General features: G+C 39.0%; 16 protein-coding genes and 1 other RNA gene. 13 read left to right on the top strand and 4 right to left on the bottom strand.

Annotated elements, in window-relative coordinates; genetic code table 11:
* On the top strand, nt 1–217 hold a 217-nt coding region (locus tag K2N75_RS00335), incomplete at its 5' end, for a hypothetical protein (RefSeq protein WP_297681027.1).
* A 481-nt stretch (nt 218–698) separates the two neighbouring features.
* Here K2N75_RS00335 and polA read toward each other — a convergent pair.
* The 3 genes from polA to K2N75_RS00320 are packed head-to-tail and all read right to left on the bottom strand — an operon-like array spanning nt 699 to nt 4,405.
* Entirely contained in the window at nt 699–3,416 is a 2,718-nt protein-coding gene (gene polA, locus K2N75_RS00330; RefSeq protein WP_297681025.1) for a DNA polymerase I, read from the bottom strand.
* Entirely contained in the window at nt 3,413–3,652 is a 240-nt protein-coding gene (locus K2N75_RS00325) for a 4-oxalocrotonate tautomerase family protein (RefSeq protein ID WP_297681023.1), read from the bottom strand. The genes polA and K2N75_RS00325 overlap by 4 nt, the downstream gene beginning before the upstream one ends.
* A gap of 9 nt (nt 3,653–3,661) precedes the next feature.
* Complete coding sequence (locus tag K2N75_RS00320) at nt 3,662–4,405, bottom strand: TerC family protein (RefSeq protein ID WP_297681021.1); 744 nt, start codon at nt 4,403–4,405, stop codon at nt 3,662–3,664.
* Nucleotides 4,406–4,583: 178 nt separating this feature from the next.
* On the opposite strand from K2N75_RS00320, the gene K2N75_RS00315 reads away from it, so the two are divergent.
* The 7 genes from K2N75_RS00315 (at nt 4,584) to K2N75_RS00285 (ending at nt 10,798) form a co-directional block, all read left to right on the top strand.
* Complete coding sequence (locus K2N75_RS00315) at nt 4,584–5,171, top strand: TRAP transporter small permease subunit (RefSeq protein WP_297681019.1); 588 nt, start codon at nt 4,584–4,586, stop codon at nt 5,169–5,171.
* Nucleotides 5,172–5,173: 2 nt separating this feature from the next.
* Nucleotides 5,174–6,502 (top strand): TRAP transporter large permease subunit, encoded by a 1,329-nt coding sequence (locus K2N75_RS00310; protein WP_297681017.1) that lies wholly within the window; start codon nt 5,174–5,176, stop codon nt 6,500–6,502.
* A gap of 9 nt (nt 6,503–6,511) precedes the next feature.
* Nucleotides 6,512–7,624 carry a TRAP transporter substrate-binding protein DctP gene (gene dctP, locus K2N75_RS00305; RefSeq protein WP_297681015.1) on the top strand — a complete coding sequence of 371 codons (1,113 nt, stop codon included), beginning with the start codon at nt 6,512–6,514 and terminating at the stop codon, nt 7,622–7,624.
* Between the two features lie 599 nt (nt 7,625–8,223).
* On the top strand, nt 8,224–9,336 hold the full coding sequence (locus tag K2N75_RS00300) for an alanine--glyoxylate aminotransferase family protein (protein ID WP_297579525.1): 1,113 nt from the start codon (nt 8,224–8,226) through the stop codon (nt 9,334–9,336).
* Between the two features lie 4 nt (nt 9,337–9,340).
* Nucleotides 9,341–10,399 (top strand): NAD-dependent epimerase, encoded by a 1,059-nt coding sequence (locus tag K2N75_RS00295; RefSeq protein ID WP_297681013.1) that lies wholly within the window; start codon nt 9,341–9,343, stop codon nt 10,397–10,399.
* A 100-nt stretch (nt 10,400–10,499) separates the two neighbouring features.
* An RNA gene (ffs, locus tag K2N75_RS00290) (signal recognition particle sRNA small type) lies at nt 10,500–10,597 on the top strand.
* 63 nt (nt 10,598–10,660) lie between these two features.
* Nucleotides 10,661–10,798 (top strand): hypothetical protein, encoded by a 138-nt coding sequence (locus K2N75_RS00285; protein WP_297681011.1) that lies wholly within the window; start codon nt 10,661–10,663, stop codon nt 10,796–10,798.
* On the opposite strand, the gene K2N75_RS00280 is transcribed toward K2N75_RS00285, so the two are convergent.
* Complete coding sequence (locus tag K2N75_RS00280; protein ID WP_297681009.1) at nt 10,795–11,154, bottom strand: c-type cytochrome; 360 nt, start codon at nt 11,152–11,154, stop codon at nt 10,795–10,797. The two genes, K2N75_RS00285 and K2N75_RS00280, sit on opposite strands and share 4 nt — an antisense overlap.
* A gap of 72 nt (nt 11,155–11,226) precedes the next feature.
* Here K2N75_RS00280 and folD point away from each other — a divergent pair, with 72 nt between their 5' ends.
* From folD to K2N75_RS00255, 5 genes are read left to right on the top strand one after another with little or no spacing between them, the layout of a single operon-like run.
* Nucleotides 11,227–12,075 carry a bifunctional methylenetetrahydrofolate dehydrogenase/methenyltetrahydrofolate cyclohydrolase FolD gene (gene folD, locus K2N75_RS00275; protein WP_297681007.1) on the top strand — a complete coding sequence of 283 codons (849 nt, stop codon included), beginning with the start codon at nt 11,227–11,229 and terminating at the stop codon, nt 12,073–12,075.
* A gap of 12 nt (nt 12,076–12,087) precedes the next feature.
* Nucleotides 12,088–12,921, top strand: coding sequence for a signal peptidase I (gene lepB / locus K2N75_RS00270; RefSeq protein WP_297681005.1), 834 nt, complete (start codon nt 12,088–12,090; stop codon nt 12,919–12,921).
* A 20-nt stretch (nt 12,922–12,941) separates the two neighbouring features.
* Nucleotides 12,942–13,625, top strand: coding sequence for a site-2 protease family protein (locus tag K2N75_RS00265; RefSeq protein ID WP_297681003.1), 684 nt, complete (start codon nt 12,942–12,944; stop codon nt 13,623–13,625).
* Between the two features lie 8 nt (nt 13,626–13,633).
* Nucleotides 13,634–14,056, top strand: coding sequence for a ribose 5-phosphate isomerase B (rpiB, locus tag K2N75_RS00260; RefSeq protein ID WP_297681001.1), 423 nt, complete (start codon nt 13,634–13,636; stop codon nt 14,054–14,056).
* 16 nt (nt 14,057–14,072) lie between these two features.
* Nucleotides 14,073–14,411, top strand: a complete 339-nt coding sequence (locus tag K2N75_RS00255; protein WP_115552034.1) for a hypothetical protein — start codon at nt 14,073–14,075, stop codon at nt 14,409–14,411.
* Nucleotides 14,412–14,532: the final 121 nt, after the last annotated feature.

The raw sequence follows: 14,532 nt of genomic DNA, 5'->3' as shown, positions 1-14,532 counted from the left end.
TATGTGGGTAGTTTGTAGTGGTGTGGGGGCTTTGTGTGGCTTTTTTGTGGGTTTTTCTGGTTCTTTGTGGATTATGTGGGGCAGTGCGCCCTTGCGTATTTTTCTTGTCCTTGCTAGGCTTCCCACCTCGTCATTGCGAGCGTCCGCGAAGCAATCCATAATGCCGAATCTCGCTTTTAAGATTCCATTGCAAAGATTACTTTTTGCAAAGTTATAGATTGCCACGAAAAGCTAAAGGTTTTCTCGCAATGACAGAGGGGAAAGCTATCGTAAAGACGGGTAGGATTTAAGGATAGGTTTCAAGCCCCTACACTTGGGCTTGAATAAATAAGAATTGTTTAAGGCTCTCTTTAGTGTAGAGGGCTTATAATTATAAAGTAAGTTTAAAAGAATCTTATTTGGACTTTATAGTCTGAATAAGGATTATTAGTAGAGTTAAAGTTAAAACTACTTCCACTTCAAACCTCCTTTCAATCAAGCAAAGAGATTTTAAGCCTTAAACCTTGCGATTATAGCATATTTGTTTGTGATTCTTAATTTTTGTCGTTATGAAGCAATCTATAACTTAGAATCTCGTCATTAATTTTTTAAGATTCCATTGCAAAGATTGCTTTTTGCAAAGTTATAGATTGCCACGAAAAGCTAAAGGTTTTCTCGCAAGAACGAAAGAAAAGTATTTGTAAGGACACAACGAGGAGCTATTTTAAGTCGCCCCAATGTTTTGCCATACTAATAGAGCATTTGAGGGGAATTTCAAGTGTTGTGATGTTTTCCATAATGGAAGCGATTTTTTTCGCTTCGGATTCCGCACAAGCAATCGGGGATTCAAAGATTAATTCATCATGCACTTGCAAAAGCAATTTGGATTCTAAATTTGTCTGCGTGATAGCGTTCATCGCCATTTTGATAATGTCTGCGGCACTTCCTTGAAAGATTGCATTAATACCCTCGCGCAAAAATGCTGCTTTTTGGTATTCTTGGATTCCGCGAAAGTCAAACTTGCGCATACGCCCTAGCAGTGTAAGCGAATAGCCATTTTCTAAGATAAAATCCTCTTGAGCCTTTAAAAAATCTTTCACAGTGGGGAAAGATTCAAAATAATTTTGAATATAAGTTTTTGCCTCTTGATAGCTGATTTTTAATGTTTCGGAGAGTTTTTTAGGTCCCATACCATAGATAAGCCCGAAGTTAATGCTTTTTGCCACCGCGCGTTTTTCTTGCGCCTTTGCCTCACCAAAAATTTTTTTGGCAGTTTCAAGATGAATGTCTGCATTATGGCAAAATGCTTCAATCATCGCCTTATCCTGCGAGAAATGCGCTAAAAGTCGCAATTCAATTTGCGAATAATCAAGGCTTAGGAGCAGGTGGTTTTCTTGTGCGATGAAGCCTTGTCGTATGCGTCTGCCTTGTGCGGTTTTGACAGGAATATTTTGGAGATTCGGATTTTTGGAGCTTAAGCGTCCAGTGCTCGTGCCTGTTTGCATAAAAGAAGTATAGATTTTATGCGATTCGTTGAGTTTGGCGTGTTCTATGAGAGGCTCTATATAAGTGCTAAAAAGCTTGAAAAGCTCACGATATTCTAAAATCTTTGGCACGATAGGGTGCGCATCATAAAGAGAGTTTAACACCATTTGGGAGGTGCTTAAGCCGGATTTTGTTTTTTTGCCACTTTGGAGTTTCAAATCCTCAAACAAGACGATAGAAAGTTGCTGTGGTGAGTTTAGATTAAAGTTTTTTTGTGCGAGCGTAAAGATTTCCTCTGATAGATTCAAGAGTTTAGCAGACATTTCGGATTTTAACTCTTTAAAATATTCAATGTCAATTTTCGTTCCGCTTAACTCCATATTGACAAGGCAAGTAATCAGCGGAAATTCCGTAGATTCTGCGACTTCAAGTAGATTAGGTGGGAGTAAATGTGCAAGTTTTTGGTAGAGCTGATAACAAGCGGCTGCGTCCTCGCTAGCATATTGGCAAGCATATTCTATGGAGATTTGCGAAAAGTTTTCTCCCTTTTTGACCACATCTTTATAATGAATCATCTCGTGCTTAAAATACCGCAACATCAAAGAATCCAAATTACAAGGCAAATCACTTTGATAAAGCCACGCGGCAAGCATACTATCCTTGATATTGTAAGGATTTTGGGGTGAAAAGCCGAAGTTTGTGCGTAAGATTTCTAAGTCGTATTTGAGATTGTGTCCGATAATGGCTTTGGCATTAAAAAGTGCTTGGATAAACTCTAGCGCAACTTCTTGACTTACTTGCTCCTCTACGCCTAGATAATTGTGTGCCAAAGGCACATAATAGGCATTTGTGCCATCAAGACTGAAAGAAAAACCTACGATTTTGGCATTAAAAACATCTAAATTTGTTGTTTCTGTATCAAAAGACACGATAGAATCGCGTGTGATTTGGGGGAGAAAATCTCGCAATTGTGTATCCGTATTTAACAAATGTGCTTGAAAGTAGAAAGGGGTTGGAGCTGGAGTTTGTGGGATAAAACCTTGCGATTCTCTGATTTTGGTTGCGTTTTCAAATAGATGCAAAGATTTTTTAGTAGAATCTTTGGATAAAATCTTTTTTAGCACGCTATTAATTTCATAGGCTTTCAGTGATTCTGTGATTTTTAACAAGGGATTTTGTTGTGGCATTTGGCAGTCTTGGAGATTGAAATCTTCTAGCAAATCCTCACGCAAGCGCACAAGCTCCAAAGAGCGATAAGCGTCCTCCTTGTGGATTTTTAATAATTCTTGTGTGCGCTTAGAGGCAATTTTATGGATATTTTCATAGATTCCATTAAGGCTGTGGAAATTGTGCAATAATCCTGCCGCGCCTTTTGCTCCGATTCCTTTGACGCCAGGAATATTGTCCGAACTATCCCCCACAAGACTTTGAAAATCTATAAATTGCGCTGGGGTTACTCCATATTTTTCTATGCAATCTGCAGCGTGAATTTCCTTTTTTTTCTTGGGGTCAAAGAGAAAGGTATTCTCATCAATGAGTTGGTAAAGGTCTTTGTCGTGGCTGATAATGCGCACTTGGACATTGAGACGATTGGCTTGTTTGTTGATAGAAGCAATCACATCGTCTGCTTCATAACCTGCAATGGAAATGTTTCTAAATCCCATTTGTTCTACCCATTCAATTGCGACTTTGAGTTGTAGTTGCAAATCTTGCGGAGCTTCCGGGCGATTCGCCTTATAGAGCGGGTCAATGCTTTTACGGAAATTTTCCTCTTTGGAATCCAGCGCGAAAACTAAATAATCTTGCGGATAATCTTTGTAAAGTTGCAAAATAAGTTTTGCAAATCCCGTCAGCAATCCTGTGGGGAATCCATCGTGGTTTTTGAGTGGGGGCAGGGCAAAATAACTACGAAAAAGGAATCCGAAAGTATCAATGATTGTCAGCGTTTTCATTTAGTTTTACCTTGTTTGGTGTATTTAAAGCTTTGTGCTTTGCGTTTTTGTGTAATCGTAATGCCCCCGATTCCATAGTTATCGCAGTCAATCTCATCAATCACGACAACAAGCGAAGCGGAATCTCTGCCCAAAACTTCGCTTAGAATCTCTGTAACGCCTTGTATAATGCGTTGTTTTTGCTCCTTTGTGGGTGTGCCATTTTCGCGCGTGATTTTGATATTCACATAAGGCATAGGATTCCTTTAATGTTGATTTTTTTGCGCAAGTCGTTTTTTCTTGATGTAAATATTAATAGATTCCACACCAAGAGAGAATGCCATTGCAAAATAAATATAAGCCTTAGAAATATGGAAATCCAAGCCTTCTGCGACGAGCGTAACGCCGACTAAAATCAAAAAGGCAAGAGCTAAAATTTTAATCGTCGGATTGTTTTCTACGAACTCGGAGATTCCCTTGCTTGCAATCATCATTACGCCCACTGCTACAATCACTGCGAGCATCATAATTTCAATGTTGCTGACCATTCCCACTGCGGTAATCACAGAATCTAGCGAAAAAACAATGTCCAATATTGCAATTTGAACAAGCACGCTAATAAAGCCTTTTTTCGCGCCTGATTGCAAGGAATCTTGAGGTTTGGAATCGTCTGCTTCCTCTATATCGTGGTGAATCTCTAAAGTAGATTTGCCAATCAAAAAAAGTCCCCCAAGAATCAAAATCAAATCACGTCCTGAAATGTCTTGTCCCAAAACACTAAATAAAGGTGCGGTGAGTTTCATAATCCAAAAGAGTGAAAGGAGAAGCAAGAGGCGAGTAATCATTGCAAGCGATAGTCCCAAAATACGAGCTTTTTGTCGTTGTTCTTTGGGTAGTCGTCCTACAAGAATCGCGATAAAAATGATATTGTCAATTCCAAGCACGATTTCAAGGGCAATCAAGGTTACCAATGCAATCCACATTTCAGGGCTTGCAATCCATTCAAACATAGGATTCCTTTAGATTTTTAAAATAAAATCTGTATTGTAAGGATTTTTTTAAAATCTTAGCTTAAAGATTTTGTTATTTTATTGTCTTTGTGATTCTTTATTTATTGCTTGAAATTTATTGATATTTTTGATATAAATTCAATTCTTAATCTTTCATTTAATTTAGGAAACCCTCCAAATGCAAAAAATCTTAAAAATCGCACGCGTTTTAGATAGCTTAAGTTTGATTGCTTCTCGTGTTTCTAGTGTCGCATTATGGGTCTTATGTTTGCTTATTTTTGGGCTTGCACTTGCGCTCAATTTTTCTTATGTGAATAGCAAATTAGACGATTTTAGCCTTTATTGTTTTGCTTTAATGGTTCTTTTGGCATTTTCTTGGACATTACAAAAGGACAAACACGTGCGCATTGATTTGCTTTATGCGCATTATAGCGACAAAACAAAAGTTATCGGTTTTCTTTTGGTGAATCTGTTTTTTATTCTGCCCTTTTGTTTGGTGATGATAAAGTATGGTTTGGACTTTACGATTCAATCTTATAAAATGGGCGAATCCTCGCAAAATGGCAAGATTCCTTATTATTTTATTTTTAAATCTTTCGTGGTGCTTGGATTTGTGCTTTTGAGCTTGCAAAGTGTGAGTGTAATTTTGAAGTCTTTTATCAAGATAAAACAACGAAATTACACGCAGAGTGTGGATTTCGTTACAGAAGAAACGCAAATTTTAAAAGATAGCTTAAAAGAGCAAAAATTAAAGCAGGAACATTAAATATGGAATTATTGGCTTTAATTGGAATCGCAATCGCGCTTTTAATCGTGGGTGTGCCGGTTGCTTTTGCCTTTGGTTCTAGTGGATTAATCGTCGGAAGCTATTTAATGGTTTTTGGAGAGAATCCCTATGTACTAACTTTTTTGCCTAATCGCTTGGAGGGAATCTTTAGCAATACAACCTTGATTGCGATTCCATTGTTTATTTTAATGGGAATGATTTTGGAGCGAAGTGGAATCGCAGAGCGGCTGATTAATTCTATCGCCAAGCTTTTTGGCTCATTTGGCGGGGGCGCGGCAATGGGAGTGATTCTAGTTGGTGTGCTTTTATCTGCTAGCACAGGAATCGTAGGGGCAACGGTGGTGATGATGGGAGTGATTGCAGTGCCTACGATGATAAAGGCAAATTATAACAAAAGTTTGATTTCTGGTGTGGTGGCTGCAAGCGGTACTTTGGGGCAGATTATTCCGCCTTCTATTATTTTAATCATTCTAGCCGATGTTTTAAATGTTAGCGTGCGCGACCTCTTTAGTGCCGCGATTCTGCCAAGTATTATGCTTGTTGCAGCTTATGTCTTACTTGTCTTAGGTGTGGTGGTTTTTGCTCCTAAGCTTGCCCCTGCAAGCCCAGATGATTCTAAAAATCTGCGCTCTTTGGCATTAGACGCGCTTAAAATGGCAATTCCACCGATTGTTTTGATTACTCTTGTGCTAGGAAGTATTTTAGGTGGAATCGTAGAACCAACGCAAGCAGCGGCAATTGGAGTGGTGGGCGCATTGCTATTAAGTTTTTTTAATGGGCAACTGAATCTTGCTTTAATCAAGCAAGCAAGTCAAGAAACGATTGTATTTTGTGGAATGGTTTTTATGATTCTCATTGGTGCAAACTGCTTTACACTTGTGTTTAACGAGCTAGGCGGCGATGTAGTTGTGCTTGATTTTTTTGCAAAATATTTGGATTCGCCCTTTTATTTTATGCTTGTCGCAATGCTTGTGGTATTTGTGCTTGGTTTTTTGATTGATTTTTTTGAAATTTGTTATATTGCTTTACCTATTTTAGCGGGGATTGCAATGCATTATCAAGTGGATATGTTATGGTTTGCATTGCTTGTGGCGATTAATCTACAAACAAGCTTTCTTACGCCTCCTTTTGGATTTTCTATTTTCTTTTTGAAATCTGCCGTAGGAGAACAAATCAAAATTAGCGAAATTTACAAAGGCGTTGCGCCTTTTATTTTATTACAGGTTTTAGTGCTAGGATTGGTTTTTTTGTTTCCACAATTAACACTAAGCAGTGAAAATTGGGCTAAAATTTTGCAATTTATTTTTTAAAGGATAGAGATGAAACGACGAGAATTTTTGAAAAATACAAGTTTAGGATTCGCTTCTGCATTGGGAGCGGTGGCGTTGGTTGGCTGTAATAGTGAAAATGCAACTGCAAATGCAGAGGAAAATGTAAAGCCGACTAAAAAAGCAACGACAAGGATTCGTTTGGCGATGACTTGGTCTATTACAATGCCGATTCTTTCGGATACGGTAAAGCATTATGCAAAGGTTGTGAATGAATTAAGCGGCGGTAGTATTGTGATAGATATTTTTCCTGCGGGCAAGCTTGTGCCTGCGCTTGGGGTGTTTGACGCGGCAAGTAGCGGACAGATTGACGCATTCCACTCTGCTCCTTATTATTGGGAGGGGAAAAATACTGCATTCAATCTTTTCTCTGGGATTCCTTTTGGTATGATTGATAGCGAGCAAAATGCTTGGTATCTCTATGGCGAGGGAATGGAGCTATGGCGTGAAATTGCGGCAAAATATAATCTTTATCCAATGCTTGGGGGAGCAACTAGCATTCAAATGTCGGGCTGGTATAAAAAGGAAATGAAAAGTTTGAAAGATTTTGAGGGCTTAAGGATTCGTATGGTAGGCGTGGCGGGGCAAGTGCTATCCAAGCTTGGTGCAGCAACGAAAAGCACGCCCGGTGGCGAAATCGTGCCGAACTTAGAAAGAGGTGTTTTAGACGCTGCAGAATGGGTTTCTCCTGCCTTTGACCAAAAGCTAGACATTCATAAAGTAGCTCCTTATTATTACACACCTTGGCAGGAAGCAGGTTCTATTACGGAATTTGTTTTTAATAAGCAGAAATGGGAAAGTTATTCTAAAGAGGTTCAAGCAATTTTGGAGGTTGCAAGTCGTGAAGCGCATATGCAAATGACTGCAATGGGGAGTTTTTATAACGCCAAAGCTTTAGAAGCTCTCAAAAAAGAGGGCGCAAAAGTGCGCACATTTCCTCCTGAAGTAATTGATGGGTTCAAAAAGACACTTGCGGTGGTGCTAGAGGAGGAAAGTGCTAAAAATGCAGATTTCAAAAAGGTATTAGAAAGTTATCAGAAGTTCCAAAAAGAGCAGGCTACTTGGACGCAAGATAGCTTAGGAGCGTATTTGGCAATTCGTTAATTATCTTTGCTGTGGAATCGCAAGGGCGCAATGATAAAAGCAATGTAAAATTATGGATTGCCACAGCCACTAACGAGGCTTCACAATGACGCACGCCAACCTGTCATTGCGAAGAGCAAAGAGACGAAGCAATTTATAATCTTAACAACAAAAAAGATTTGATTATTCAATGATAACGAAGTCATCATAAGAGTGTAGAATTTAAAGGGGATTTCAAGCCCCTACACTCGGGCTTGAATTAATAGAATTGTTTAAGTCTCTCTTTAGTGTAGAGGGCTTATAATTGCAAAGTGAATTTTTAAGGTGTCTTATCTAGCTCTTTAGGGCTTGGATAAGCAAAATTAACAAGATTAAAATCAATGCTAATTCTATCATCTTCAAACCTCCTTCCAATCAAGCAAAGAGATTCAAGCCTTAAACCTTGTGATTCTTAATTTTTTAAGATTCCATTGTAAAGATTGCTTTTTGCAAAATTATAGATTGCCACGACTTTTACAAAGATTTGCAAGGACGCAATGACTTAAAAAAGCGCAATCTAGCAAAGATGGATATAATAAAATTTTCGTTATAATTGCGCAATTTTTTAAAAAGGATAAAGAATGTTACTTTTTACCCCCGGTCCTACTCCTGTGCCAGAGTTTGTGCGTGTTGCGATGAGTGAGCCTACAATCCACCACCGCACCCCAGAATTTGAAGAGATTTTTGCTACTACACGTATGCTTTTAAAAGAAGTGATTCAAATGCCCGAAGTTCTCTTGCTTGCAAGCTCTGGAAGTGGAGCAATGGAAGCTTGCGTTACTTCCTTGTGTCAAAAGAAACTCCTAAGCATTAATAGCGGTAAGTTTGGGGAAAGATTTGGCAAGATTGCAAAAGCCTTTGGAATCCCAAATGTAGAGATTAAAAACGAATGGGATACACCTGCTAGTGTGGAATCTGTTTTGGAAGTCTTGAACCAAAATCCAGAGATTGACGCTTTTTGTATTCAGGCGTGCGAGAGTGCAGGGGGATTGCGTCATTCCTATGAAGAGATTGCTAAAGCGGTGAAAAATCACAATCCCAAAATTATGGTCATCGTAGATAGCATTACCGCAATGGGTGTAGAAAAGTTAGATGTGAGTTGCGTAGATGCGTTAATTGGTGGCTCTCAAAAAGCCTTTATGCTTCCACCAGGTCTTAGCATTATCGGGTTAAGCCAATGCGCCATAGAAAAGATAGAAGAGCGCAATGTGGGATTCTATTTTAATCTCAAAACAGAGCTTAAAAATCAAGTGAAAAATACAACCGCTTGGACTGCGCCGACAACAATTATTATTGGACTTTGCGCTTTTTTACAAAAAGCAAAGGAAATAGGCTGGGACAAAATTTATCAACAGACCAAAGCGCGCTCTTTGGCGTGTGATGAGGCAATGAAAAGTATTGGGCTAAAAATCTATCCAAAAAATCCCGCACTTTCTATAACTTGTGTTTATGATGAAGAAAGCGACACATTGCGCAAGATTCTAAAAAATAAATTTAATGTGAATATTGCAGGAGGACAGGATAATTTAAAAGGTAAGATTTTTCGGATTAATCATATGGGATTAATTGATATTAGCGAGATTTCTTGGGTTGTGAATGCAATAGAATTAAGCCTACAAGAGTTAGGAAGATGCGAGTTTAAAGGCACTGCAAATCAAGTGTTTTTAGAACATTATTTTAAGCTTATAAAGTAATGCGATGAAAGTTTTAATAACAGGCACAGCAGGGTTTATCGGCTCTTTTGTGGCAAAAGCTCTTATTGAACGCGGAGATGAGGTTGTCGGACTAGATTGTATTAATGATTATTACGATGTGCGTATCAAATATGGTAGATTAGCAAAAGCGGGAATTGCACAGGATTCTATCGTAGAAAATCAACTCTTACAAAGCAGCAAATACCCCAATTATCGTTTTATTCGTTTGGAATTAGAAGATAGAGAGAATCTTATGAATCTCTTTAGGAGTGAGCAATTTGACAAAGTTTGCAATCTTGCAGCACAGGCGGGAGTGCGTTATTCTCTTGTAAATCCTTATGCGTATATACAAAGCAATATCGTAGGATTCGTGAATATTTTGGAAGCTTGCAGGCAGTTTGGGGTTTCCCATTTGGCTTATGCGTCTAGCTCGTCCGTGTATGGATTGAATGAAAAAATGCCCTTTTCTACAAGCGATAATGTGGATCACCCCATTAGCCTTTATGCAGCAAGCAAAAAAAGCAATGAGCTAATGGCGCATACTTATTCCTATCTCTTTGGCTTGCCAACAACAGGCTTGCGATTCTTTACGGTTTATGGTCCTTGGGGGCGACCGGATATGGCTTTGTTTTTATTTACAAAGGCGATTTTGGAGGGCAAACCAATAGATGTCTTTAACCACGGGCAAATGCTGCGAGATTTTACTTATATTGATGATATTGTAGAGGGTATTGTGCGTGTGCTTGACCACAATGCGATTCCAAATCCTACTTGGAGCGGACTTAACCCAGACCCGCATAGCTCTAAGGCTCCTTATAAAATCTATAATATCGGTAACAACAATCCAGTAAAATTAATGGATTTCATTGAAGCCATTGAAAAAGAGCTTGGAATCGTGGCAAAGAAAAATATGCTTCCACTCCAACCCGGTGATGTGCCGGCAACTTATGCAAATGTAGAGGATTTGGTAAAGGATTTGGATTATAAACCCAACACAAGCATACAAGAGGGAATCAAGAATTTTATCCAATGGTATAAAGAATTTTTTAAAGTATGCATTTGAAAGCAGAATCCTATCTTTGAGATTCCGTTTGCGTTGTTGGATAGAAAATCAAGTCTTAAGTTGAATTTTGGCAAAAACCTAATATAATCCCATTCGCCTTTCTTGAGACTTGTGCGATGAGTGCTTAAAATAATGCTTCAGGGTGGGAACACAGCAGAGCCTTTTAAGCATTTAAGTGCCGCAAGTATCTTAAGGGAGGTTTTATCTCACAAATCTTTTTATTCTTTTACGATTTTTCACTGCTTTATACAAGATGATAGATTGCCGCTAAGGACAGCTTGCCTTTGCGTCATTGTGAGCGAAGCGAAGCGTGCAAATGCGAAGCATTTTCACCCACACTTGCAAATCCATAATCCCGCACAAATCAAATTTGCAATGGAATCTCGCTACAAAAGCTAATGTTCTTGCAGTTTTTCAATGGATTCTAGGTATTTATAGATTGCTTCAATTTCATTGGAGGTTAAATAATATTTGGGCATTACTTTTTTGGTTTTTTGCAGTGCATTTTCAAACTCTTTGAAGCTTAAATTGTTGATACGCGGACCTTGCAGAGTTTTACCTTTGCGTTTATGAATATAGTTTGCGATTTGTTGTCCCTCACCAAAACGTCCATGACATTCTATGCAACCGATTCCGCGCGGGTTAGTATAAAGCATTTTGCCGTATTCCAAAGTCGTAATAAAACTTTCTTCCGCATTTGCAAAGAATCCAAAGCCGCTAATGATAATCAAAAAAGTTCTAAATACTTTTTGCACGAATGTTGCCTTAAACTTTTAAAAATTTTTTTTGATTATAATAACAAAATTATTTTTTAAAGGCGATTATGAATGCAAATTTTAGACGGAAAAGCTCTTGCACAACAAATTGAAATAGAAATTAAATCCGAAGTGGGCGTTTTAAGCCAAAAGGGAATTACTCCCGGTTTAGCTGTTATTTTGGTGGGGAATGACCCTGCTTCACAAAGCTATGTAAATATGAAAGCCAAAGCGTGTAAGCGCACAGGAATCTACTCTATTACGCACGAAATGCCCGAAAACATCGCACAGGATTCTTTATTGCAAACCATTGCAATGCTAAATGCCAACCCTAATATTGATGGAATCTTAGTGCAGCTGCCTTTGCCTAAGCATATTGATACAACCGCAGTGCTAGAAGCGATTGCCCCACACAAAGATGTAGATGGATTCCACCCTTTTAATATGGGGCGTATTTTTGCGAATCTTGCGGGCTTCGTTCCAGCCACACCTATGGGTGTTTTGAGCCTTTTAAAACATTACAAGATAGAAATTCAAGGCAAAAATGTCGTGATTGTGGGTGCAAGCAATATCGTTGGCAAGCCGCTAGGAGCGTTATTTCTAAACGAGAATGCGACGATAACTCTTTGCCATATTTACACACAGGATTTGATTGCACACACAAAGAACGCGGATATTTTGTGTGTTGCAGTGGGCAAGCCAAATCTGATTACCAAAGAAATGGTAAAACAAGGCGCAATCGTCGTAGATATTGGAATCTCAAAGCTACCGAGCGGGCAAATCGTGGGCGATGTGGATTTTGAAAATGTCGCGCCTTTGTGCGAATTTATTACACCAGTGCCCGGCGGAGTGGGACCAATGACGATTGCTTCCTTGCTCCAAAACACCTTAAAATCAGCAAAACTTCGCGCAAACCATTAAAGGAAAAAGGAAATGAAAAATTTTTTTATCAAACTTTATGAGTTTGTCAATAGCTGGGTTGGGACAATTATTATCGTGCTAGGCATTATCTTTTTTGTTGCGCAAGCCTTTGTGATTCCAAGCGGAAGTATGCTAAATACAATGCTAATTGGCGATAATTTGTTTGTCAAAAAGTTTGCGTATGGAATCCCAACACCCACAATTCCGTGGATTGAATTAAAAGTTTTGCCTGATTTTAGAGGTAATGGACATTTATTTGAGGGCGAGCGTCCTAAACGCGGGGATATTGTCATTTTTCGTTACCCACATTCCCCCAAAATCCATTATGTTAAGCGCAATGTCGCTGTGGGTGGCGATGAGGTGCTTTATACGCAAAAAGGGCTTTGGGTGCATTTTGGTAGCGATTCTGCCTATCAAGAGAAAGCAGGGCAAACCTTGCAGTTTAGAGGCAAAACCTTTTATTATGACCCCTATTTGGCTGCACATTCTGGCGTGCAATACTTAGATGTGTTTCCTGATGCCTTTGCTCAATTAGAGATTCTATCCCAACAAGGTGAGCCGCTTGGTATGGAAAGGGTGCAGTTGCCTAATGGCGAGACTGCGTTTTTTGCGCAAGTGCAAGAGGAGGAATTCTTTATGATGGGGGATAATCGCAACAATTCTAATGATTCGCGTTTTTGGGGGGCGGTGAGTTATAAATATGTGATTGGCAAGCCTTGGTTTGTGTATTTTAGCTGGGACGATGACTTTAAGATTCGTTGGGAACGCATTGGCAGAAGTATAGAATCCCTAGAAAAACAAATGCAAAATTCCAATGCCGCAGAATCGCAAAATGCTGCAATGTAAGATACAAAGGAAAGTCTATAATGCTTGATTTACCGCTTAGTTTCAAGATTCCTATAATGATTATAGCCCTGCTTGTCGCGATTATCGGACACGAGATTATGCACGGCTTTGTTGCGCTAAAATTTGGTGATACAACCGCACAAGACGCGGGGAGATTGAAAATCAATCCGCTGTTGCATATAGACTTAGTGGGTTCTATCTTGTTACCCGCTTTGTTGTTTCTTGTGAATGCGCCTTTTTTGTTTGGTTGGGCGAAACCTGTGCCTGTGCGAATGGACCGCGTGATTTATGGAGGAGGGTATTTTGGGGCTTTTGCGGTTTCTATTGCGGGTGTGGCGTATAATTTTGCCTTAGCGATTCTAACCGCTCTTTTGATTTATGTCTTTAATGGTGGAATCTTAGCGGGATTTTTTGAATATTTTTCCAATCCAAATTTTGTTGCTTTAATTGTGATTTATTTTTTCTTGCAATTATTGATTTATAATGTTGTTTTAGCCGTCTTTAATCTAATCCCGATTCCGCCCTTAGATGGCTCAAATGTGCTTGCTTATCTTGGGTTGATGTTTCGGAACGATTTTTTTGCAAGATTGTTTGAAAGGGTGCCGCCAATGGTGGGTATGGTGGTGTTAATGGTTATCTTAAGCACGCCTTTGTCTAATATGATTTCTGTGCCTGTGCGGACGATTATAAACTTGCTATTATAGGAGAGAGAATGAAATTTTTTATCGCAAGCGACCACGCGGGATTTGCATTAAAGGCTTTTGTAGTTCAAACATTGGAGAAAATGGGGCATAGTGTGGAGGATTTGGGACCTAGCGATTCTAATCGCGTGGATTATCCGGATTTTGCTAATCTCTTATGTGAAAATGTTTTGAAAAATGATAAAAGTTTTGGAATTTTGATTTGTGGAAGCGGAATTGGAATGAGTATTGCTGCTAATCGTCATAAAGGTATCCGTGCAGCACTCTGCAATGAACCTTATAGTGCTGCAATGAGTCGCGCGCATAATGACGCAAATGTGCTGTGCTTGGGCGCACGCGTTGTAGGGGAAGGTATGGTGGAACAGATTTTAAAAAGTTTTTGCGAGGGAGTGTTTGAAGGTGGTAGGCACGCCTGTCGTATAGGGAAATTATAACTTTTAAGGAAATAAAATGGCACAATTTACGCAATGGTTATTTTTAACGGCATTTATCCTGTTTGTTTTGTTCATGGTGGTAAAAACCTTTTTTTATAAAAGTGTTGCCCAAAAAGAAGAAAAAAATAGTGCCGTGATGAAATTAACGCTACAAGAAGCCGAAATTTTAATCCGCAAACATCAATTACAGCTTCAAAGAGCTTTGGGAAACATTGATATTCTTACCGATGAAATCACTTCCTTGCGTAATGAAGTAAAAGCCCTCAAACAGCGCAACTCACAATATCGTGTAGAGAGCGAGAAATACAAAAGTAAAATTAAAGATTTAGAACAAAAAATTGAAGCCTTATTGTAGGCTTTGGTTTCCCTCTTGCACTTTTGTAGCCCCTTTTTGTTCTGTTGCCCTTGCAAACAAATCCGAAATAATCCATAACCCTGCATAAATCAATCTTTACAATAAAATCTTTAAAGCAGGA

The organism is Helicobacter sp., from assembly GCF_029067145.1.
In the GTDB taxonomy this organism is placed as follows: Bacteria; Campylobacterota; Campylobacteria; order Campylobacterales; family Helicobacteraceae; genus Helicobacter_D.
This window is presented reverse-complemented; position numbering and strand designations above follow the sequence as displayed.